At 74.0% G+C, this 20,751-nt stretch carries 13 protein-coding genes and 5 pseudogenes; 6 read left to right on the plus strand and 12 right to left on the minus strand.

What is annotated here, in order from left to right; translation table 11 throughout:
- Positions 1–16: 16 nt before the first annotated feature.
- The gene (locus tag BN1555_RS17900) at positions 17–2,557 is read right to left on the minus strand and encodes a helicase C-terminal domain-containing protein (protein ID WP_093800317.1); all 2,541 of its coding nucleotides are present in this window, start codon (positions 2,555–2,557) and stop codon (positions 17–19) included.
- Between the two features lie 78 nt (positions 2,558–2,635).
- Here BN1555_RS17900 and BN1555_RS17905 point away from each other — a divergent pair, with 78 nt between their 5' ends.
- Positions 2,636–3,688: a hypothetical protein gene (locus tag BN1555_RS17905; protein ID WP_093800318.1), complete on the plus strand. Its 1,053-nt coding sequence runs from the start codon at positions 2,636–2,638 to the stop codon at positions 3,686–3,688.
- A gap of 7 nt (positions 3,689–3,695) precedes the next feature.
- On the opposite strand, the gene BN1555_RS17910 is transcribed toward BN1555_RS17905, so the two are convergent.
- The 4 genes and pseudogenes from BN1555_RS17910 to BN1555_RS17925 all read right to left on the minus strand — a co-directional run bounded on the left by BN1555_RS17910 (position 3,696) and on the right by BN1555_RS17925 (position 7,792).
- Complete coding sequence (locus BN1555_RS17910) at positions 3,696–4,673, minus strand: ABC transporter substrate-binding protein (protein ID WP_093800319.1); 978 nt, start codon at positions 4,671–4,673, stop codon at positions 3,696–3,698.
- A gap of 258 nt (positions 4,674–4,931) precedes the next feature.
- A pseudogene (locus BN1555_RS17915) lies at positions 4,932–5,711 on the minus strand (ABC transporter ATP-binding protein); the annotation flags it as partial.
- A pseudogene (locus tag BN1555_RS17920) lies at positions 5,708–6,771 on the minus strand (FecCD family ABC transporter permease). The pseudogenes BN1555_RS17915 and BN1555_RS17920, both read right to left, overlap by 4 nt.
- Positions 6,768–7,792, minus strand: a pseudogene (locus tag BN1555_RS17925) (FecCD family ABC transporter permease). The pseudogenes BN1555_RS17920 and BN1555_RS17925 overlap by 4 nt, the downstream one beginning before the upstream one ends.
- A gap of 76 nt (positions 7,793–7,868) precedes the next feature.
- On the opposite strand from BN1555_RS17925, the gene BN1555_RS17930 reads away from it, so the two are divergent.
- Positions 7,869–8,516, plus strand: coding sequence for an HAD family hydrolase (locus BN1555_RS17930; protein WP_176710064.1), 648 nt, complete (start codon positions 7,869–7,871; stop codon positions 8,514–8,516).
- Here the strand turns inward: BN1555_RS17930 and BN1555_RS17935 are convergent.
- The gene (locus BN1555_RS17935; protein WP_093800322.1) at positions 8,492–8,740 is read right to left on the minus strand and encodes a hypothetical protein; all 249 of its coding nucleotides are present in this window, start codon (positions 8,738–8,740) and stop codon (positions 8,492–8,494) included. The two genes, BN1555_RS17930 and BN1555_RS17935, sit on opposite strands and share 25 nt — an antisense overlap.
- 155 nt (positions 8,741–8,895) lie before the next feature.
- On the opposite strand from BN1555_RS17935, the gene BN1555_RS41325 reads away from it, so the two are divergent.
- Positions 8,896–9,279 carry a cold-shock protein gene (locus tag BN1555_RS41325; RefSeq protein WP_093800323.1) on the plus strand — a complete coding sequence of 128 codons (384 nt, stop codon included), beginning with the start codon at positions 8,896–8,898 and terminating at the stop codon, positions 9,277–9,279.
- Positions 9,280–9,286: 7 nt separating this feature from the next.
- Here the strand turns inward: BN1555_RS41325 and BN1555_RS17945 are convergent, their stop codons facing one another.
- From BN1555_RS17945 to BN1555_RS17960, 4 genes are read right to left on the minus strand one after another with little or no spacing between them, the layout of a single operon-like run.
- Positions 9,287–10,138: a 1,4-dihydroxy-6-naphtoate synthase gene (locus BN1555_RS17945; RefSeq protein ID WP_093800324.1), complete on the minus strand. Its 852-nt coding sequence runs from the start codon at positions 10,136–10,138 to the stop codon at positions 9,287–9,289.
- A complete protein-coding gene (locus BN1555_RS17950) occupies positions 10,125–10,808 on the minus strand; it encodes a futalosine hydrolase (RefSeq protein WP_093800325.1) in 684 nt (227 codons plus the stop codon). The genes BN1555_RS17945 and BN1555_RS17950 overlap by 14 nt, the downstream gene beginning before the upstream one ends.
- Before the next feature lie 2 nt (positions 10,809–10,810).
- Complete coding sequence (locus tag BN1555_RS17955) at positions 10,811–11,305, minus strand: DUF2771 domain-containing protein (protein ID WP_093800326.1); 495 nt, start codon at positions 11,303–11,305, stop codon at positions 10,811–10,813.
- A gap of 27 nt (positions 11,306–11,332) precedes the next feature.
- The gene (locus tag BN1555_RS17960) at positions 11,333–12,709 is read right to left on the minus strand and encodes an MFS transporter (protein WP_093800327.1); all 1,377 of its coding nucleotides are present in this window, start codon (positions 12,707–12,709) and stop codon (positions 11,333–11,335) included.
- A gap of 385 nt (positions 12,710–13,094) precedes the next feature.
- On the opposite strand from BN1555_RS17960, the gene BN1555_RS17965 reads away from it, so the two are divergent.
- From BN1555_RS17965 to BN1555_RS17975, 3 genes and pseudogenes are all read left to right on the plus strand, one after another.
- On the plus strand, positions 13,095–14,018 hold the full coding sequence (locus BN1555_RS17965; protein WP_093800328.1) for a DUF3027 domain-containing protein: 924 nt from the start codon (positions 13,095–13,097) through the stop codon (positions 14,016–14,018).
- 307 nt (positions 14,019–14,325) lie between these two features.
- Positions 14,326–17,483 (plus strand): annotated as a pseudogene (locus BN1555_RS17970) (sacsin N-terminal ATP-binding-like domain-containing protein).
- A gap of 107 nt (positions 17,484–17,590) precedes the next feature.
- On the plus strand, positions 17,591–18,424 hold the full coding sequence (locus BN1555_RS17975; RefSeq protein ID WP_093800329.1) for a DUF5707 domain-containing protein: 834 nt from the start codon (positions 17,591–17,593) through the stop codon (positions 18,422–18,424).
- A gap of 45 nt (positions 18,425–18,469) precedes the next feature.
- Here the strand turns inward: BN1555_RS17975 and BN1555_RS17980 are convergent.
- Both BN1555_RS17980 and BN1555_RS17985 read right to left on the minus strand, forming a co-directional pair.
- Positions 18,470–20,174 (minus strand): annotated as a pseudogene (locus tag BN1555_RS17980) (HAD-IC family P-type ATPase).
- Positions 20,175–20,386: 212 nt separating this feature from the next.
- The gene (locus BN1555_RS17985; RefSeq protein WP_093800330.1) at positions 20,387–20,713 is read right to left on the minus strand and encodes a DUF2530 domain-containing protein; all 327 of its coding nucleotides are present in this window, start codon (positions 20,711–20,713) and stop codon (positions 20,387–20,389) included.
- Positions 20,714–20,751 lie beyond the last annotated feature (38 nt).

Raw genomic sequence — 20,751 nt, forward strand, 5'->3', positions numbered from 1 at the left:
TCCGGGGGCAGCGCCCCTACGGGCTGTCCGCCAGTTCCGCCACGCCCGTGATGCGGTGCAGCGGGTACGTCCGCACCTCGTCGGCCGTGTGGTCGTACGCCGTGACGAAGCCGCCCTCCACCCGCACCGGCGCGATCACGCGCTGGCTCGCCGCGCCGTCCGCGTTGACGTACCCGATCCACACCGCGGACCCGGTGAGGGCGGCGGCCTGGACCGTGGCGAGCGTCTCCGCGGACGTGGTGCGCGGCAGCTCGCCGGGGGCCGTCGTCCCGGTTCCCGACGCGGCCGCCGGGGTCTCCTTGCGTACCGCCGTGGACGCCATGTCCCCGGCCCGGATCGCCCGCAGCGCGGCGCCCAGCAGCGTGTCGTCCGGGGCCGGCGGTCCCTCGGGGACGGGCGCGGGGGCGGTGCGCGGCGGGGTGCGGTAGGAGTGGGCCCGGGTGATCAGCACGTCTCCGGCCGCCGACTCGGCGGCCGGCGCGAAGCCCATCGTGCGCAGCCCCTCGAGCAGCGCCGCCGGGTCGGCCTGCGCCGCCAGCACCGTGGGCGCGAGGCGCCGCAGGCCCAGCGGCTGCGACCGCTTGTCGGCGAGGATCTCGCCGAGCATCGCGTCGTCGTCGCAGCGCACGTAGGCGGAAGCGGCGCCGACCCGCAGGTGCCCGTGCTTCCTGGCCACGTCGTCGATGAGGTAGCTGAGCGGCTGCGGCACCGGTGTGCGGCTGTGCTCGGCCAGGAAGGCGTGCAGGTCGGACGCGGCCCGCCCGGCGTCCAGCGCGCGGCGCACGGACGCGGGCGTGAAGCGGTACACGGTCGCCCCGCCCTTCGACTCCACGTCGGCGAGTACGTCGAGGGTGTCCGCGAGCGGCCGTCGCAGCGGCCCCGGGGCGACGGCGGTGAGATCCGCCTGGAGGAGTACGTGGTCCAGGGGCTCCGGGATGAGCGGCGCGAGCAGCCCGGCGGCGCGCGCGGCGGCCGCCGCGTCCTCGGCGCCGGTGGCCGGGGCGGTGGCGCCGGTGGCCAGCAGCGCGCGACCGTGGGAGGAGAGCGCGCCGCGCCCGGTGACGCCCAGGAGCTCCGCCTCGGTGAGGGTCCACAGCGCGATACGGGAACGCAGGTCGCCGGGGGTGCCCGTGGAGGACCCCGTACCCCCGGCGCCGGCACCCGCCCCCCGCAGCGGCCGTTCCCAGCGCAGCCGGGCCAGCACCTGCTCCGGTGCGGGCACGGCGCCCTCGGGGAGTGCGGCGAGGAGGCCGAGGACACGGCGGCGCACCTCGGGGGCCGCCGAACGGTCCAGGTCGGGGCCGAGCGCCGCCAGCACGCGGCCCTTCGTGTCCTGGCTGCCGACCAGGCCGGCCGTGCGGGTGGCGTGCAGCCAGGCGGCGGCGAGGCGGGTCCACCGGTCCTGCGGCGGGAGGTCGAGCCATTCGTCGTACGCGGGCGTGGCGGCGTACCGCTCGGCGGCCTCGCCGTCGGACGCCAGCAGTCCGGCGGCGTAGGCGAGTTCGATCCAGAAGGCGGCCGTGTGCTCGGGCACGTCGAGCGCGGCGGCCGTCCGCTTCAGGTCGCGCACGCTCAGACCGCCGGAGCGCAGGACGGCCGGGCCGCCCTCGTTCCAGTCCTTGAGCAGTCCCTCGACGGTGGACAGTGCCGTGTACGCCTGGCCGGCGGCCGTACCGTCCACGACCCGCGAGCTGTGCTCGCCGAGGGGCACGACGGCGGGCGGCACCGGCTCCGGCGCCCGGTGCGCGCGTCCGGCACGCAGGTGCAGCGCGGCCTCGCGCGGCAGCACGACCGTACGCAGGCTCGTCGGCAGCAGCAGCCCCCGGTCGCGCAGCCACCGCACGGGCGGCGCGGGGTCGGAGGTCACCTCGCCGTACGGCGGCCCCCACACCAGCCGCTCCAGCACCATCAGCGCCTCGGGCGGGGCCGTGTCGAGCAGGGCGGACATCCGGGTGCGGTCGTTGAAGAGCGCGGCCAGGGCCGTCACCGCCGACACCGGGTCGTGGGTCGGCGGCAGCCCGGCCGCGGCCAGCGTCTCCTGCCACCGCCCCGGCGACATCCCGGCGGTCGCCTCGGCGACGGTCGGGCCCAGGCCGGTGGGGGACGGGTGCGCGGGGGAGGGGGCGAGCAGCTCGCGCGCCGTACGCACCAGGCGCAGCCGGTCGTCGTCGCCCCAGAGCAGGGCCTGTTCACGCAGCGCGGCGACGGCCCCCGGAAGCGCCGCCTCGACCGCGGGGTCGCCCTCGTCGCCGGTCATCAGCGCGCGCAGCGCCTCGTACGGAGCCGGGTCGGGGGCCACCGCCAGGGCCTCTGCGGTCTGGAGGGCGAACCGGTCGAGCCGCTCCAGCGCCCGTACGACGGAGGCGCGGGTGCCCGCCCGGGTGGCGAGCTGCGACACGTCGCCGGGCACGGGCGAGAGCAGGTCGGGCCGTGCGCGCAACAGTGCGGCCAGCGACGCGTCGTCGCGGGTGCGCAGGGCTTCCGCGAGCGTGCGTGGTGGCGTTGCGCCTGATCCTTCGGACACGTGCGCCTCCTGGTTGCGCTCGCCGGTCCCCATCCGCCCCACGGTAGCCGGTGTGGCGCTACGGTCGGTGCAGGCAGTTGGAGGTTGGAGGGCGAGGGGACGGAACGGCGCGTGGGCATCGAGAGCGATCAGCTCGTCTACGACTACCTGAGCCGGGTCGGCGACCTGGCGCAGCAGCACAAGCTGCCCGCGGCGACGCGGATGCGGCTGGTGGCCACGCTGCGTGGCGAAATCGACCGGCAGCGCTCCGGGTTCGGTACGCCGGACTCTCCCGCGGCGGTACGGCGGATCCTGAACCGGATCGGTCCCCCGGCCGATCTGGTGGCGGCGGCGTCGGGCGGCGCGATGCCGGAGCCGGAGCCCGCGGCGCGGCAGGCCGCACTGCCGGAACAGCGCGACGAGCCGGCGGAGGGCGGCGGGCCCGGTGGGCGTGGCGGGCGCGGCCGGTGGATCCCCCGGCCGCGCGGACGCGACCACGAGCGGGCGGGCGCGGTGGACGGGCCCGTCGCTTCGCCGCCCCACCTCGCGGGGTCGGACGAACTCGGCCCGCAGGGCAGCGAACCCGACTGGTGGCGCATCGAACCGGGGCCGCTCGGCATGGGTGCCACCGTGCCGGGGTTCGTCGGCGGTGTGGAGATCCCCGAAATACTCAAGCCCCCGCCGGCCGAGGAGGAAAAAGCCGGAGAGGAAGCCGAGGGGAAAGCCGGGGACGGTGGCGGAGCGGCCGTCGAGGCGGAAGTTCCGCCGCGCCGCCGCCGGTTGCGGTTGCGGTTGCGGCGTCGTACGGCCGGACAGGGCGAGGCGGCGGCAGCGGCAGCGACTGTGGTGCGCCGGCCCGCGAACGCCCTGCTCCTGCTCGCCGCCGCGCTGCTCGTCGTCGGCGCCGTCCTCGGCAACTGGCTCGCGCTGGGCGGCGGCTGGCTCCTCGCGTACGCCTCGCCCCGCCTCGGCCGCGCCGAGGCGAAATGGGCGGTGCTGGGCCTGCCCGGAGTGGTCGCGGCGGGCGCGGCCGTGTGGCTGTGGGGCAGGACCGAGGGGCGGTGGGGCGAGCCGCTCGCGCAGGGCGCGCTGGGCGAGGCGGTCTCGGGCCTGTGGCCCGTGGTCGTACGGACGGCGGCCGTCGCCTCCGCGCTCTACCTGGTGTGGCGGGCGCGGAGGCGTTAGCCGTCGGTCACTTCGTCAGGTGGCCCTGCATCTCGTCGAGGATCTTGTCGGCGGCGGTGTAGCCGATGCCCTGGATCCACAGTTCGTCCTCGACGCCGAACACCTTGCCCGCCTTCGCGGCGGGCATGTTCTTCCACAGCCCGCTGTCCAGGGTCTGCGTCTGCTTGGCCTTCTTCGGGTCGCCGTACGTCGAGTGGAAGACGACGTCGGCGTCCTCGCCCGCGAGGTCGATCTTCTCCGGGCTCACGTCGTACGAGAAGCCGTCCTTCGCCTTGTCGGTGATGGCCGGGCGGCCGAGGCCGACGTCGGCCAGGACGGTCGCGATGTAGTTCTGCCTGCCGTAGATGCGGATGTCCGCGCCTTCGATGAAGCGCACCACGTTGACGTTGGTCTTCGCGGCCTTGTCCTTGCCGCCGACCGCTTCGGTGACCTTCGCGGCGTGCGCGGTGTAGTCGGCGACGACCTGCTCCGCTTCGGCCTTCTTGCCGAGCGCGTCGGCGTGGACCTGGAAGTTCTCCTTCCAGGGGTAACCGGTGTTCTCCGTCATCACGGTCGGCGCGAGTGCCTTGAGCTCGTCGTACAGGGCGCCGTGCCGCACCTTGCTGGTGAGGATCAGGTCGGGTTCGAGGGCGGCGACGGCCTCCAGGTTGGGGGTCATCATCTCGCCGACGTCCTTGATGCCCGCGACCTCGTCCTCGGGCAGGTAGCTCAGGAAGCCCGGCTCGGCGGTGGTGCGGGTCGCGCCGACCGGCTTCACGCCGAGGGTGATCGCGGAGTCCAGCTCGGCGGTGTCGAGGACGACGACGCGCTTCGGGCTGTCCGGGACCCGCACGTCGCCCATGGCGGTCCTGACGGTGTGCGTCCCGTTCTTGGTGGAGGACGACGGCTCGTCCGTGCCGGAGGAGCCGCAGGCGGAGAGCGCGAGGGCGGCGGTGACGGCGAGGGAGCCGGCGGCTAGGCCGCGGCGGCGGAGGGTTCCGGTCATGGGGTGGGGCACCTTTCAGGTGGTCCGGGGGGTGTCGGCGGGGTCGCGGGGCGCGGCGGGCCGAGCGGTGCCTTCGGCGGGGGTGCGCTCCGGGGCGGGGGCTTCGGGGTCGGTGCCGCGCCGGGGCGTCTCCTCGGGCGCCGAACGTTCGGGCACGGGGATTTCTTCGGGGTGGTCGCGTCCGGTGCCCTGCGGGGAGCGCCCCGGCGCTTCCCCTCCCGGCACCGTGTCCCGCGGGGCGGTGGCGGGTGCCGGGCTCCACGGTGTGCCCGGGATCACCAGGGGGGAGCCCGTCACCGGGTCCGGGATCACTACCGACGTCAGGCCGAAGACCTCGCGTACGAGGTGTGCGGTGACGATCTCGGTGGGGTGGCCCTCGGCGACGATGCGGCCCTCCTTCATGGCGATCAGGTGATCGGCGTACCGGGCCGCCTGGTTGAGGTCGTGCAGGACCGCCACGACGGTCCGGCCCCGGTCGTGGTTGAGCCGGCGCACCAGGTCCAGCACCTCCACCTGGTGGGAGATGTCGAGGTACGTCGTGGGCTCGTCCAGGAGGAGGAGGTCCGTCTCCTGGGCCAGGGCCATCGCGATCCACACGCGCTGGCGCTGGCCGCCGGAGAGCGTGTCCACGGGCCGCTCGGCGAGTTCGGTGACGCCGGTGCGCGCCATGGCGTCCGTCACCGCCCGTTCGTCCCCGTCGGACCACTGCTGCCACCAGTGCTGGTGCGGCTGGCGGCCGCGCGCGACGAGGTCGGCGACGGTGATGGCCTCGGGGGCGACGGGGGTCTGGGGCAGCAGGCCGATCGACTGGGCGATCTTCCTGGTCGGGATCTTCGCGAGTTCGGCGCCGTCCAGCAGTACCGCGCCCGCCTTGGGCCCGAGCAGCCGGCCGAGCGCGCGCAGGGTGGTGGACTTCCCACAGGCGTTCGGGCCGACGATCACGGTCACCCGGCCGTCGGGCACGGCCAGGTCGAGTCCGTGCACGACCGTACGGTCCTCGTAGGCGAGCGTCAGCTCGCGAGCGGTGAGCCTGCTCACGCCTTGCCTCCAGTGCGGCCTTTGACGATCAGCCAGATCAGGTACGGGGCGCCGACCGCTGCCGTCAGCACGCCGACCGGTAGTTCGGTGGGGGAGAGGAGCCGCCGGGCCAGCAGGTCCGCCAGTACGACGATCAGTGCGCCCATCAGGGCCGAGCAGAGGAGCGGGATCTGCGCGGTGCGGGTCGTGCGGCGGGCGATCTGCGGGGCGAGCAGCGCCACGAAGTCGACGGGGCCGGCGGTCCCGGTCGCCACGGAGGCGAGCACCACGCCGGTGAGGACCAGGCCCAGACGGACCCTTCCCAGCCGTACGCCCAGCGCGGTCGCGGTGTCGTCGTCCATCGACACGGTGCGCTGGGCGCGGGCGGCCCAGAGGACGGCGGGGAGCAGTGCGAGGAGCACCCAGCCCAGGGGGCCGCCTCGTCCCAGCCGCGGCCGTTGAGGGAGCCGGTCATCCAGATCTGCGCCTGCTGGGCGACGAGGTAGTCGCCCTTGGTGAGGAAGAGGAGCGTGACGGAGCGCAGGGCGATCGCGAAACCGATGCCGATGAGCACGAAGCGGGTGGCGTGCAGTCCGCCGCGCCAGGCGAAGGCGTAGACGAGGACGGCGGCGAGGATTCCGCCGGCTGCGGAGAGGTAGGGGAGTACGGCGTAGGAAGTGATCCCGAAGGTCATCGCCCCGACGGTGAGGGCGCTCGCGCCCTGGCTGATGCCGATGATGTCGGGGCTCGCGAGCGGGTTGCGCGCGACGGTCTGGATCAGTGCGCCGGCCACGCCGAACGCCGCCCCGACGAGCAGCCCGACGGTCATGCGGGGCAGGCGGAGGGTTCCCACGACGAGTTCGTCCGCCGACGGCTGTCCGAAGACGACCTTCAGCACTTCGGCGGGCGGGACGCTGCTCTCGCCGACGCAGAGGTACGCGACGCACGCTCCGGCGAGTACGAGTGCGAGTGCGCCGGCGGCCACGGCGGCCCGCCGGTGCAGCAGGAACCGTCCCCGTCCGACCCGCACGAGCGCGTACCCGGCGGGCCGTATCCCGGCAACCGCGCTGTTCGCTGTCACGCCGGCACCGCCTTCCGTCGTACCAGGGCGACCAGGAACGGCACGCCGATCAGCGCGGTCGTCACGCCCGCCGGGACCTCGCTCGGCGGGAAGATCACGCGGCCCGCCACGTCGGACACCAGCAGCATCACGGGGCCCACCAGCGCCGCCATCGGCAGCACCCACCGGTGGTCGCCGCCCACGATCGCCCGCGCGATGTGCGGCACCGCGAGGCCGACGAAGGCGATGGGGCCGGCCGCCGCGACCCCGCGCCGGTCAGGACCGTCGCGCCGACGCCGCCCACGATCCGTACGGCGGCGACGTTCTGGCCGAGCCCCCTCGCGACGTCCTCCCCGAGCGCCAGGGCGTCGAGCCCCCGCGCGACGGACAGGACGAGCGCCACCCCGACCAGCAGGAACGGCCAGATCCGGCCGACGACCTCCGCGTCACGCCCGGCCACGGACCCGACCTGCCAGAAGCGGAACTCGTCGAGCGCCGCCGCCTGTGTCGTCAGGACCGCCATCGTCACGGACGTGAGCAGCGCGTTGATCGCGGCGCCGCCGAGCGCGAGCTTCACCGGGGTCGCGCCGCCGCGCCCGTTCGCCGCGATGGCGTACACCGCGACCGAGGCGAGGGCCGCGCCCGCGAAGGCGAACCACACGTACCCGGACAGCGAGTGGACGCCGGCGAAGGCGATCGCGAGGACCACACCCACCGACGCGCCCTGGCTGATTCCCAGGATCCCGGGGTCGGCGATCGGGTTGCGGGTGATGCCCTGGAGGACGGTCCCCGCGAGCGCCAGCGCGACGCCGACCATCAGGCCGATGAGCGTGCGCGGCACTCTCATGGTCCGTACGATCTCGGCGGCGTCGCTGTGGCCGCCGTTGAGCAGGACGTCGAGGACGGTGGACGGTGCGATGGAGCGCGCCCCGACCGCGAGGCTCAGCAGGACGGAGAGCAGCAGGGCCACGACAGCCGCGGCCGTCCAGCCGGTGCGGCGGGCCGACGGGGCGCGCCTGGGGTGGCTGGTGGCGGCTCGCATCTGGTCCTATCCGCGTCCGGAGGTTGGTAAGGCTTGGCTAAGTGTAAGGGTGGGTCCCGGACCCGCCGTGGGCACAATGGCCCCTATGCCCACTCACCTGTCCACGCCCCCGCTGACGGTCGGCTTCGACCTCGACATGACGCTCATCGACTCCCGGCCCGGCATCAAGGCCGCCTACGAAGTGCTCGCCGCCGAGACCGGCGCGCACATCGACGCCGACCTGGCGGTCACCCGGCTCGGCCCGCCGCTGGAGCAGGAACTGGCGTTCTGGTTCCCGGAGGACCGCATCCAGGAGATGGGCGACCGCTACCGCGAGATCTACCCGGCGTACGCGATCACGCCAACTCTCGCGCTGCCCGGCGCCCGCGAGGCGGTGGCCGCAGTACGGGCGGCGGGCGGGCGCGCCGTCGTCGTCACGGCGAAGCACGAGCCGAACGCCAAGCTCCACCTCGAACACCTCGGCATCGAGCCGGACGCCGTCGTCGGCTGGCTGTGGGCGGAGGCCAAGGCGGAGGCGCTGCGCGAGCACGGCGCCTCGGTGTACGTCGGCGACCACGTCGGCGACGTACGCGGCGCGCGGGCGGCCGGAGCCCTGTCCGTCGCCGTGCCGACGGGGCCCTGCGACGCCGCTGAACTGCGCGAAGCCGGTGCGGACGTGGTCCTGGACGACCTGGCGGCCTTCCCCGCCTGGCTGAGGGACTACCGCGACGCGGCGCGCGCCTGACGGCGCTGGGCGGCGATCGACCTGAGCACTCCGGCGGCGGCGATCACGAAGCCGACGCCCATCAGCATGCACACGGCGTACGCCACCGGGGGAAAGGGCTCCGTGCCCAGGAAGAGCGGAGCCACGGTGACCAGTGTGGCCAGTGCGCCGACGAAGAAGACGATCGCTCCGGTACGTACCAACCGGTCGCCGGGGCCGGCCTCGGACGATGGGGTTTCAGTCATCACCTGACCAGGGTAGTTCCCTGCTCCGAGGAACCGCCCGGCGACGTCTTGTCACCAGCCCCTGGACCATTAGCCTTGGTGGTGGCGGGTCCTACGACCCGCTGTAGTGCTATCCAGAGCCGTTTTCAACGACGAGTACGAGGACGAGGACAGACGTGCCTACCGGCAAGGTCAAGTGGTTCAACAATGAGAAGGGCTTCGGCTTCCTCTCCCGCGACGACGGCGGCGACGTCTTCGTCCACTCGTCGGTGCTCCCTGCCGGAGTCGACGCGCTGAAGCCCGGCCAGCGCGTCGAATTCGGTGTCGTGGCCGGTCAGCGCGGTGACCAGGCGCTTTCGTTGACGATCCTCGACCCGACCCCGTCGGTCGCCGCGGCGCAGCGCCGCAAGCCCGACGAACTCGCGTCGATCGTGCAGGACCTGACGACGCTCCTGGAGAACATCACGCCGGCGCTGGAGCGCGGCCGCTACCCCGACAAGGCGGCGGGCGCGAAGATCGCGGGCCTGCTGCGCGCGGTGGCCGACCAGCTGGACGTCTAGCCGGGGCTCAGACGAACGCCAGCGCGTCGCGGCCGAGGGGCGGCACCAGCCCCTCGGCCGCGGCGCGCGTGAGCAGCCCGCGCACCGCCGCGTAACCGTTCTCGCCGAGGTCGGCGGTGAACTCGTTGACGTAGAGACCGATGTGCTGATCGGCCACCGCGGGGTCCATCTCCTGCGCGTGCTCCAGTACGTACGGCCGCGACACCAGCGGATCGTCCCAGGCCATCCGCACCGAGGTCCGCGCCGCGTCCGCCAGGGCGCGCAGCCGCTCCGCGCCCAGCGAGCGCTTGGCGATGATCGCGCCCAGCGGGATCGGCAGGCCGGTCGTGTCCTCCCAGTGCTCGCCCATGTCGGCGAGCGAGTGCAGCCCGTAGTCCTGGTAGGTGAAGCGCGCCTCGTGGATGACGAGCCCCGCGTCTACCTTGCCGTCGCGCACCGCGGGCATGATCTCGTGGAACGGCATGACGACGATCTCGCCGATCCCGCCCGGCACGGCATGGGCCGCCCACAGCCGGAAGAGCAGGTACGCCGTCGAGCGCTCGCTCGGTACGGCGACCCGCTTGCCGGTGAGGTCGACGCCCGCCTCGCGGGTGAGCACGAGCGGCCCGCAGCCCCGCCCGAGCGCCCCGCCGCACGGCAGCAGCGCGTACTCCTCCAGCACCCACGGCAGCACGGCGTACGACACCTTGAGCACGTCGAACTCTCCGCGCTCGGCCATCCCGTTGGTGATGTCGATGTCCGCGAACGTCACGTCGAGCGCCGGCGCCCCCGGCACCCGGCCGTGCGCCCAGGCGTCGAAGACGAAGGTGTCGTTCGGGCAGGGCGAGTAAGCGATCTTCAGGGCGTCAGACGTCGTCATGTTCCTCATCCCGGTCTTCGTTCCGGTCTTCCCAGGCTTCGAGTACGGGCGCGAGCTTCCCGAACGCCCCGGTGAGCGCCTCCAGCGCCTCCTCGATGCGCCAGGCCGCCCGGTCGCGCGGTCCGACGGCGTTCGAGACCGCGCGGATCTCCAGCACCGGCACCCCGTGCAGGGCGGCGGCCTCGGCGACGCCGAAGCCCTCCATCGCCTCGGCGGCGGCGTACGGGTGCCGGGCGCGCAGCTCGGCGGCGCGGGCGGCGGAGCCGGTCACGGTGGAGACGGTCAGCACGGTGCCGGTGACGGCGCCGGTCGCGTCGGCCGCGGCCCGTACGAGCGGGGCGGGCGGCAGGTGTTCCACGGTGCCGAAGCCCAGCGCGGTCACCGGGACGTAGCCGTCGGGGGTCTCGGCGCCCAGGTCGGCGGCGACGACCGCGTCGGCGACGACGAGGGAGGCGGGCGGGGCCAGCTGGCCGAAGCCGCCGCCGATGCCGGCGGAGACCACCAGCCCGTACGGGCGGGTCGCGGACGCCAGCGCCGTCGCGGTCCCGGCCGCGCTCGCGGCGGGCCCGACCCCGCAGGCGATGACATCGACGTCACCGGCCCCGGGGGCGAACGCGCGCGTGACCGCGTCCCGCTCGGCGGGAACCGCGGTCACGACCAGGACACGCATCGTCAGGAGGTCTTCTCCAGCTTGAAGTGCCAGATGCCGGTGAGCTTCTTGCCCTTGGCCTCGACGACGCTGACCTGCGCCTCGTCGGGGCTGGGCGCGCCCGGCTGCTGCTGTTGCTGCTGTGCGAAGAAGGCACTGCCCGGGATGGTCCGGTACGTCTTCTTGAACGGCTCCTGCTCGGCCTGCTGGCCGTTGATGAAGAGCGTCCAGCCCTGGTCCGCGATCTCGGGGTCGACACCGAAGCGGACCTTGTCGTCCATGGAGACCTTGACGGTCTTCTCGGCCTTCTTGTTCAGGCAGTCCTGGAGCAGGGATTCCTTGATCGCGGAGCCGTCGTTGTAGCACGTGGCCTCGGTGTGCACCGATTCCGTGCCGACCGTCACGGTCGCGAGCGGCGTCGGCTTGTCGCATGCGGACAGGACGAGGAGTCCGGCCGACACGGCACCGAGAACGGTGGCGGTGCGGCGGGCCTTACCAGAGAGGAGCGCAACGGTCATGGGGCGAAGGCTATCGCCCGCCCCGTCTCACGCCACGCGGGGGTGCGGCGAGCCGCGCCGCGCCGCACTCAGGAGGCCCCGTACGGACAAGGCCGCGCCCGTCGCGAGGAGGCAGGCGGCGACCGACATGCCGAGGGCGCCGTTCAGCGGCAGGGCGATCCCGACGGCGCCGCCCACCACCCAGGCCATCTGGAGCAGCGTCTCCGACCGCGCGAACGCCGACGTCCGCACCTCCTCGGGCACGTCCCGCTGGATCAGCGCGTCCAGGGACAGTTTGGCGAGCGCCTGGCACAGGCCCGCCGTCGCGCCGAGCACCGCCACCATCAGCCCGCCGAAGAACAGCGCCGCGCAGACGGCCACGCCCAGCGTCAGCCCCAGCACCGTCGCGATGATCGCCTCGGGCCCGCGGTCCCTGAGCCACGCCCCCACCGCCGTCCCGCAGGCGTTGCCCACACCGGCCGAGACGCCGACGACCGCCAGCGACACGGCGGCGCTCTGCCCGGAGAGCGGGTGCTCGCGCAGCAGGAACGCCAGGAAGAAGATCAGAAAGCCGGAGAGGGAGCGGAGGGCGGCGTTGGCCTGGAGGCCGTGGAGTACGGAGGGGCCGACCGTGCGCAGGCCGGGGCGGCGCGGCGACTCCTGCTTCCCGCGGCCGTGGCCGTGCCCGTGTTCCAGCAGCCTGGCCTTCCGCTCGCCCTTCGCGGAGTCCACCTTGTGCGGCATCGTGAACGCCAGGAACGTACCGAAGACGAACAGCGCGCACGCCCCGTACAGCGGCCACGCGGACCCGATCTGCTGGAGTCCCACCCCGACCGGCGCGGCCGCGCCGGTCGCCAGCAGCCCGGCCAGGGTCACCCGCGAATTGGCCTTCACGAGGGAGAAGCGGGGCGGCAGGAGGCGCGGCACGACGGCGCTCCGTACGACGCCGTACGCCTTCGAGGACACCAGGACGCCCAGGGCCGCCGGATAGAGCTCGATCCCGCCCGTCGCCACCGCGCCCGACAGCGCCAGCGCGAGCAGCGCACGGGCCAGCATCGCGGCGGCCATCGCGGCCCTGCGGCCGTGCGGCACCCGGTCCAGGAGCGGGCCGATCACCGGGGCGAGGAGCGTGAAGGGCGCCATGGTGATCACGAGGTAGAGGGCGACCCGGCCGCGGGCCTCGTCGGTGGGGACGGAGAAGAAGACCGTGGAGGCGAGGGCAACCGTGATCATGACGTCGCCCGCGCCGTTCACGGCGTGCAGCTCGATCAGCTTGCCGAGGCCCGACTCGCCCGCGCCCTGCGCGTGCGTGGCGCGGCGGATGCCCTTCGCCGTACCCGTGAAGGGCAGGTGGAGGGCGCGGCCGACCGCCCGGCCCACCCTGCGCAGTGGACCGGATCCGTCGGACGAATTTGCGGCAGCCACCCCGCCATAGTGCCCCACACCTCCCGGCCCGAACCTGAAACAGGGCGGACGGGGCCGGTGAGCCGCCACTCCGGGCATTTGGGACTCTCTGCCGGGTCTCTCCGGGCCTTCCGGTCCCAAAGACGGCGTGCAGGTGGGCCCGGGGCGGCAGAGGGGGTAGCGTGCGTAGCGCGCCACCGGCGGTTGTCCTCGGCCGCGCGCCTCTCCGTCATCCCGCAGAATGGGTGGTGGAAAGTGCGCCCGAGACCGAGACGAGTCGGGCGAGGCGTGGACGTCGACGCGGCCCTTCGGTCCGCTCCGCCCGCAGCTCGCACCTCGTATCTCGTACCTCGTACGGGCATCCGTTGGCGCACCCGTGAGACGGCGTAGGAGAGAAGCGAGACCTGTGAGTGCTGCGACGACGCGAAGCCGAACCCCTGACCGCCTGTGCGCCGAGGCGGTAGACCTTGCCCGTGAGGCGGCCGAGGAGGCCGCCTTCCCGGGGGTGGTCGGCGAGCATGTCTCCCTCTTCGCCGAGGGTGACCGGGTGGTCACCCACCTCTTCGAGTGCAAGGAACCCGGCTACCGGGGCTGGCGCTGGGCGGTGACCGTCACCCGCGCCTCGCGGGCCAAGCTGGTCACCCTCAACGAGACGGTCCTCCTGCCGGGACCGGACTCCCTGCTGGCGCCGGAGTGGGTGCCGTGGAGCGAGCGGCTGCGCCCCGGGGACCTGGGGCCGGGCGACCTGCTCCCCACCGAGGCGGACGACCTGCGCCTGGAGCCCGGCTACACGGGCGCCGACGCGCCGCTGCCGGACTCCCCGGTCTCGGAGGAGATGGCGGAGCTCGTCGAGGCGGAGGACGCCGAGGTCACGGGCGGTGCGCCGGCGGCACTGCCGCTGGCTCCCGCGCGGGGTTCGATCGCGGCGGTCGCCGAAGAGCTCGGGATGCGGCGTGCGCGCGTCCTGTCGCGGTACGGGCTGCACGTCGCGGCGGACCGCTGGGACGAGGCGTACGGCGCGAAGACCCCCATGGCCCAGGCGGCCCCCGCCACCTGTGTCTCCTGTGCCTTCCTCGTGCCGATGGCCGGTTCACTGCGCCAGGCGTTCGGTGTCTGCGCGAACGAGTTCTCCCCGGCGGACGGCCACGTCGTCTCGCTCGCCTACGGCTGCGGGGGCCACTCGGAGGCCGCGGTCATGCCGAAGCCGCTGCGCCCGCCGCCCCCGGTCCTGGACTCGATGACCACGGACGTGTTCCCGCTCCGCCCGGACCCGGAGGGCGGCTCGGTCCCGGCCACGCCGGACCCGGCGGAGGACCTGGGCCACTCCTGAGCCCGGGCGCCCTCCGGGCGTCGTCCCGATGGCCGGACGGGCCGGATCCTTTGGCCGTCGGGGCCCGGGCCGGAGCCCCTCATGCGGCGGAGCCGCACGAGGTCACCGTGGGAAGAGGTGCGCGGGGGAAGCCCCGCGCGGCGGCGCATCCCACCGTCCCCGGATCCGCGCCGCGGCGACCCGGCGGACAGGTGGACGCCGCGGGGCCGCCCACACGCGATACTTGCGCCGCGTGGACGCGGGTAGGCGCCAGTTGACGAGCCGACCGGCGGGCAGCACCCGTACCTCAGGACGAGCGGAGACAAGCGTGAGCGTCAGGGCCACCGACGAGGCCGACCCCCTCGGGACGGCGCGGTTGCGGCGCGGGGTGCTCGACGCGTGGAGCGCGAGCCCCGCCCGGTTCCGCGAGGACGCCAACGCCGAGGAGGACCTCGCCCTCGGCGGCTACCGGGACCGCCTCGTCGTCGAGCTGGCCCAGAACGCCGCCGACGCCGCCGCCCGCGCCGGCGTCACCGGCAGGCTCCGGCTCACCCTGCACGCCGCCCCCGGCCACGGCGCCCCCGCGATCCTCGCCGCCGCCAACACCGGCGCCCCCCTCGACGCCGCCGGCGTGGAGTCCCTCAGCACGCTGCGCGCGTCCGCCAAGCGCGAGGACACGAGCAGCGCGGTCGGCCGCTTCGGCGTCGGGTTCGCCGCCGTACTGGCCGTCAGCGACGAGCCCGCCGTCCTCGGCCGCCACGGCGGTGTCCGCTGGTCCCTGGCGGAGGCCAGGGAGCTTGCCGTGGACGCCGCCGGCACCGCGCCCGGGCTCGGCGAAGAGCTGCGGCGCCGCGACGGCCACGTGCCCCTCCTGCGGCTCCCGCTCCCCGCCGAGGGCTCCGCCCCCGAGGGCTACGACACCGTCGTGGTCCTGCCCCTGCGCGACGGCGGCGCGGTGGACCTCGCCCGGCACCTGCTCGACGCCATCGACGACGCCCTGCTCCTCACCCTCCCCGGCCTCACCGAGGTGGTCGTCGAAACCCCGGACTCCACCCGGACGTTGACGCGGCACGAGCAGGACGCGTACGTACACATCGACGACACCGCGCGCGGTGCCACGCCCGCCGCCCGCACCACCCGCTGGCGCACCGTCACCCGCTCGGGAGCCCTGGAGCCCGCGCTCCTCGCCGACCGGCCCGTCGAGGAGCGCCTGCGCCCCCACTGGTCCGTCACCTGGGCCGTCCCGGTGGACGCCGAGGGGGCGCCGCAGCGCCCCCGTACCGCGCCCGTCGTGCACGCCCCGACGCCGACCGACGAACCCCTCGGCGTACCGGCCCTGCTGATCGCGTCGCTGCCACTGGACACGGCCCGCCGCCACCCCGCGCCGGGCCCGCTCACCGACTTCCTCGTGCAGCGCGCCGCCGATGCGTACGCCGAACTGCTCGGCGGCTGGGAGCCCGTCTCGACCGGGACGGTCGACCTCGTCCCCGGGCCGCTCGGCAAGGGCGAACTGGACGGCGCACTGCGCGCGGCCGTCATCGAGCGGCTGCCCCGCGTCGCGTTCCTCGCACCGGCGGCGCCGTCCGAGGAGTTCACCGCGCTGCGCCCGTTCGAGGCGGAGGTCGTCGAAGGCGCGGGCGCGGACACCGTCCGCGTCATGGCCGAGGTACTGCCGACCCTGCTGCCCGCCGGGTTCGAACGCCGCCCCGAGCTGCGCACCCTCGGCGTCGGCCGGCTGCCGCTGGGCGACGCCATCGAACGCCTCGCGGGCGCCGAGCGCGAGCCGTCCTGGTGGCGGCGGCTGTACGAGTCCCTGGCCGGCGTCGACCCGGACCGCCTGTCCGGCCTGCCGGTCCCGCTGGCCGGCGGCCGTACGGTGATCGGCCCGCGCCAGGTCCTGCTGCCGCTCCCCGGCGCGGACACGGGCGCGGGCACGGGCGCGGACGCCGCCGCCCCCGAGCAGCTCACCCGCCTCGGCCTGAAGGTCGCCCACCCCGACGCCGCCCACCCCCTCCTCGAAAAGCTCGGCGCGCTCCCCGCCACCCCCGCGCCGTCCTTACCACGCCGCAGGTGCGGGCCGCCGTCGCCGCCTCCATGGACGAGGGCGGCCGGATCTGGGACGAGGACGCCCCCGACGCCGAAGAGCTGGCGGAGACCGTCCTGGCGCTCGTGCGCGACGCCGACCTGCTGCCCGGCGACGAGCCGTGGCTCGGCGCGCTCGCCCTGACCGACGAGGACGGCGAGCTCTCGCCCGCCGGCGAACTCGTCCTGCCGGACAGCCCGTTCGCGCGGGTCATGCGCGAGGGCGAACTGGCCCTGTGCGACGCCGAACTGGCGGCTCGCTGGGGCGCACAGCCGCTCACCGCCTGCGGCGTCCTGGCCGGCTTCGCGCTCGTACGCGCCACCGACGTCGTCCTGGACCCCGACGAATTCGAGCCGCGCGAAGGCGACTTCGCCGAGCCCGACGACGCGGGCCTGCTCGACGCCGTGGACGTGTGGTGCGAGGACATCCTCGACCAGCTGCCGGAGACCTCCGTGCCGCCGGTCGCCACCGAGATCGTCGCCGTGCGGGACCTGGACCTGGTGGACGACGACAAGTGGCCGCAGGCCCTGGCGATGCTCGCCCGGCCGCCGCTGCGGGACGCGCTGACCCAGCCCGTGCGCGTCCTGCTGCCGGACGGCACGACGCAGTCCGTACGCCCGTACACCGCGTGGTGGCTGCGCGACCACCCCGTACTCGACGGGCGCCGCCCGGCCGGTCTGCGCGCGGCGGGCGGCGACCCGCTCCTCGACGGGCTCTACACCTCCGCGGACGCGACCGGCTTCGACGACGAGCAGGTGCTGAGGGCGCTGGGCGTACGCACCTCCGTGGCCACGCTGCTGGACGAGCCCGGCGGCGCCGCCGAGCTCCTCGGCCGCCTCGCGGACCCGGACCGTACGGTCACCGCTTCCCAGCTCCACGCGCTGTACGGCGCCCTGGCCGATCTCGACCCCGAGCAGGTCACGCTCCCCGACGAGCTGCGCGCGGTCGTGGACGGCGAGGTGCGGGTGGTCGACGCGGCGGACGCCGTGGTCGCGGACGCCCCCGACCTGCTGCCGCTCACCGCCGGACTGCCGCTGCTGCCGGTGGCCCCGTCCCGCGCCGCCGACCTGGCCGAACTCCTCCAGGTGAGCCGCCTCAGCGAGTCGGCCCGGGCCGAGGTGACGACGGAGGGCGTGGAGCGAGAGGTTCCGGAAGCGGTACGGGCCCTGCTCGGCGCCGCCACCCCGGCGACGTACGTCGAACACGAGGAACTCCTCACGGGCGGCGTCGAACTGGACTGGCGCCGCACCCCCGACGGCGTGGTCCACGCGGCCACCCTGGAGGGCGTCGCGGCCGGTCTCGCCTGGTCGACGGGGCAGTGGCCGCGCCGCTTCGAGGTGGCGGCGCTGATCGAGGACCCGTCGCGCACGGAAGAGCTGGCGCGCGACCGCTGGTTCGACTGATTCTTTGTTTACGAACTTTCCACGCTGTCCCTACACTTCGTTCGACACTCAAAGATCCCGCCGGGGGGAAACACGGCGGGTTCGCATCCATGTGGGGACATACATACATGCGCATACGTGCCACTGTGGCCGCCGTTTCGGGCGCCCTGGCCCTGTCCGCCCTTGCCGTCCCGGCCGCCCAGGCCGACGACAAGCCGGACCACCGCGTCTCGCCCTTCGCCGCCAACGCGCCGCAGGACGAGATCGAGGGTGACATCAAGATCACGAAGGTCGTCGTCAACGGCGGCAAGAACATCGTGGTCGGCACCACCGCCGCGAAGACCTTCAAGATCGCCATCACGGCCACCGACCCGTCCGGTATCGAGGGCGGTGACCAGTTCCTCTGGCACGGTTCCGCCTTCAACGAGAACGACATCGACGGCGCGCTCCTCTCGGAGCAGGAGGAGGCGGACTGCGTCAAGGCCAGTGCCACCACCTCCACCTGCACCGTGAGCGTGACGGTCGACCCCCAGCTCGACCTGTACAAGAACGCCCTGGCCGGCACGTGGAAGGTGTGGGCATCCGTCTACGCCGGTGACGGCGACTACGTGTTCAAGGAGATCGCCGGTACCGCCCGCGTCCAGCGCTACGCGAAGCTGACGGCCAACGCCTCGCCCGAGCCGGTCGTGAAGGGCAAGACCATCACGATCACGGGCAAGCTGTCGCGCGCCAACTGGGAGACCTCCGCCTACGCGGGCTACACCAAGCAGCCGGTGAAGCTCCAGTTCCGCAAGGCCGGTACCAGCACGTACACCACCGTCAAGACGGTGACCTCGAGCAGCACCGGCAGCCTGAAGACGACCGTCACGGCGGCCTCCGACGGTTACTGGCGCTACTCGTTCGCGGGTACGTCCACCACCCCCGCGGTCTCCGCGGCCGGTGACTACCTCGACGTGCGCTGAGCACCCGGAGCAGTAACCCCAGCAGCACCCCGGGCAGTACCCCCGCTACGCGGGGAAGCGGCGGCCGACCCAGCGCCACACCAGCTCCAGGGCGGCCGCCGCCACCGCCGCGATGCCCACCGCCGTCCACGGCATCGTCGTCCCCACCAGCCTCAGCGCGAAGAAGTCCTGGAGCCACGGCACCACGAGCACGACCACGAAACCGAGGCTCATCGCGGCCACCAGGCTGACGCGCCACCAGGTGTACGGGCGGGCGATGATCGCCAGCACCCAGACCGACACCAGGAAGAGCGTGAGCGTCGCCGAGCTGGTCTCGGCGGCCAGGGCCCCGGGCCCGGAGTAGTGCGACCGGGCGAGCAGGTACGTGCAGAAGGTCGCGGACGCGGCGATGACGCCGCCGGGGACGGCGTACCGCATCACCCGGCGTACGAAGTCCGGCCGGGCCCGCTCCGTGTTGGGCGCCAGCGCGAGGAAAAACGCGGGCACCCCGATCGTCAGCGTCGAGAGCAGCGTCAGATGGCGCGGCAGGAACGGGTACTCGACCTGCGAGCAGACCACCAGGACCGCCAGCAGCACCGAGTAGACCGTCTTCGTCAGGAAGAGGGTCGCCACCCGGGTGATGTTGCCGATGACCCGGCGCCCCTCGGCCACCACCGAAGGCAGCGTCGCGAAGCTGTTGTCGAGCAGCACGATCTGCGCCACCGCCCGCGTGGCCTCCGACCCGGACCCCATCGCGACCCCGATGTCGGCGTCCTTGAGCGCCAGTACGTCGTTGACGCCGTCGCCCGTCATGGCGACCGTGTGGCCCTTCGACTGGAGCGCCCCGACCATGTCGCGCTTCTGCTGCGGGGTGACCCGGCCGAAGACCGCGTTCTCGTCCAGCGCCCCGGCCATCTCCGCGCGCCCGGCGGGCAGCGTGCGGGCGTCGACGGTGTTCGCGGCGCCCGACATGCCGAGCTCGGCCGCGACCGCCCCGACGGACACCGCGTTGTCGCCGGAGACGACTTTCGTGGCGACGTCCTGGTCGGCGAAGTACCGGAGGGTGGCGGCGGCCTCCGGGCGCAGCCGCTGCTCCAGGGCGACCAGGGCGGTGGCGTGCGAGCCCTCCCTGCGACGCCTCCTCGGCGAGCCGGGTGGCGTACGCCTCGCGGCCGACCCTGGTGGCGGTGAACGCGCCGCCGCCCGCGACCACGAAGCTGCCGGACATCACCTGGTCGCCGGGTTGCTTGAGCACCGGATCGGCCTCACCGGTGAGGAGCGACTCGTCGACCTCCAGGCCGTCGGCCTCCACGACCTCGCCGTCGACGACGGCCTTGTCGCCCGGTCCCAGCTCCACCAGGTCGCCGAGGACGATCCCGGAGGTGGACACCTCGGCGGCGGCTCCGTCGCGGCGGACCTTCGGTCTGGCCTCACCGATGACGGCGAGGCTGTCGAGGGTCTTCTTGGCGCGCAGCTCCTGCACGATGCCGATGGCCGTGTTGGCGACGATCACGAAGCCGAAGAGGCTGTCCTGGATCGGCGCGACGAAGAGCATGATCACCTACAGCACGCCGATGATCGCGTTGAAGCGGGTGAGGACGTTCGACCGGACGATCTCGGTGGCGGAGCGCGAGCTGCGCACCGGTACGTCGTTGACCTCGCCCCGGGCGACCCGCTCGGCGACCTCGGCCGTGGTGAGCCCGGTGTGCCTGGCGGGCCGGGGGAGTTCCACAGGGTGTACGGGGTCGGGTTCGGCGCCCGCGTCGATCATGTGCCCGTCCGGCTCGGGCCCGCCCGTGCCGATCTTCGCCCGCAGCGTCATGGTTCCGACGGTACGACCGGACGTGCGGATCGACCCGTCGAGCGGCCGAGGACGGTACCGGGGGACGACGGAGGGGCGGTGAAGACGGGCCCGTGGTCGTACGGGATCCCGTACTTCCCCGGCCGGAGCTCTCCGCTCTCCCTGCCTACGCGTTCCCCTGCTTACGCGTCCGGGCCGGCGGTGCGGGCGTTCGCTCCCGCGGACTCCGCTCCCGCGGACTCCGTCCCCTCCGCCTCCGCCCGCTCGGCCTTCGCGCGCTTGATCGCCGCGTCGCGCCCGCGCACGTACCAGATGCCGATCAGCCCGAGACCGGCGCCGGCCAGGCAGGTCCACACCCACCATGCCCGGCCGCGGTCGTCGAACCAGGCGTAGAAGGGAAGCTGCACCAGGAAGAGGGCGAACCAGAGGATCGTGCCGCCGACGACGGTGGCGACGACGGGCCCTTCAAGGGGCTCGGGTGCCTCGTGCTTGGGGGTCCACTTCGCCATGGGGACAGTGTAGGCGGCACCCGCGCACGTGCTGCCGG

This window comes from Streptomyces sp. Wb2n-11, assembly GCF_001049855.1.
Lineage (GTDB): Bacteria > Actinomycetota > Actinomycetes > Streptomycetales > Streptomycetaceae > Streptomyces > Streptomyces altiplanensis.

Excerpts from the sequence above, each read along its gene's own strand:
- BN1555_RS17900 (WP_093800317.1), bottom strand. The coding sequence starts at position 2,557 with ATGGGGACCGGCGAGCGCAACCAGGAGGCGCACGTGTCCGAAGGATCA.
- BN1555_RS17910 (WP_093800319.1), bottom strand. The coding sequence starts at position 4,673 with ATGACCGGAACCCTCCGCCGCCGCGGCCTAGCCGCCGGCTCCCTCGCC.
- BN1555_RS17930 (WP_176710064.1), top strand. The coding sequence starts at position 7,869 with ATGGCCCCTATGCCCACTCACCTGTCCACGCCCCCGCTGACGGTCGGC.
- BN1555_RS17935 (WP_093800322.1), bottom strand. The coding sequence starts at position 8,740 with ATGACTGAAACCCCATCGTCCGAGGCCGGCCCCGGCGACCGGTTGGTA.
- BN1555_RS17945 (WP_093800324.1), bottom strand. The coding sequence starts at position 10,138 with ATGACGACGTCTGACGCCCTGAAGATCGCTTACTCGCCCTGCCCGAAC.
- BN1555_RS17950 (WP_093800325.1), bottom strand. The coding sequence starts at position 10,808 with ATGCGTGTCCTGGTCGTGACCGCGGTTCCCGCCGAGCGGGACGCGGTC.
- BN1555_RS17955 (WP_093800326.1), bottom strand. The coding sequence starts at position 11,305 with ATGACCGTTGCGCTCCTCTCTGGTAAGGCCCGCCGCACCGCCACCGTT.
- BN1555_RS17975 (WP_093800329.1), top strand. The coding sequence starts at position 17,591 with ATGCGCATACGTGCCACTGTGGCCGCCGTTTCGGGCGCCCTGGCCCTG.
- BN1555_RS17985 (WP_093800330.1), bottom strand. The coding sequence starts at position 20,713 with ATGGCGAAGTGGACCCCCAAGCACGAGGCACCCGAGCCCCTTGAAGGG.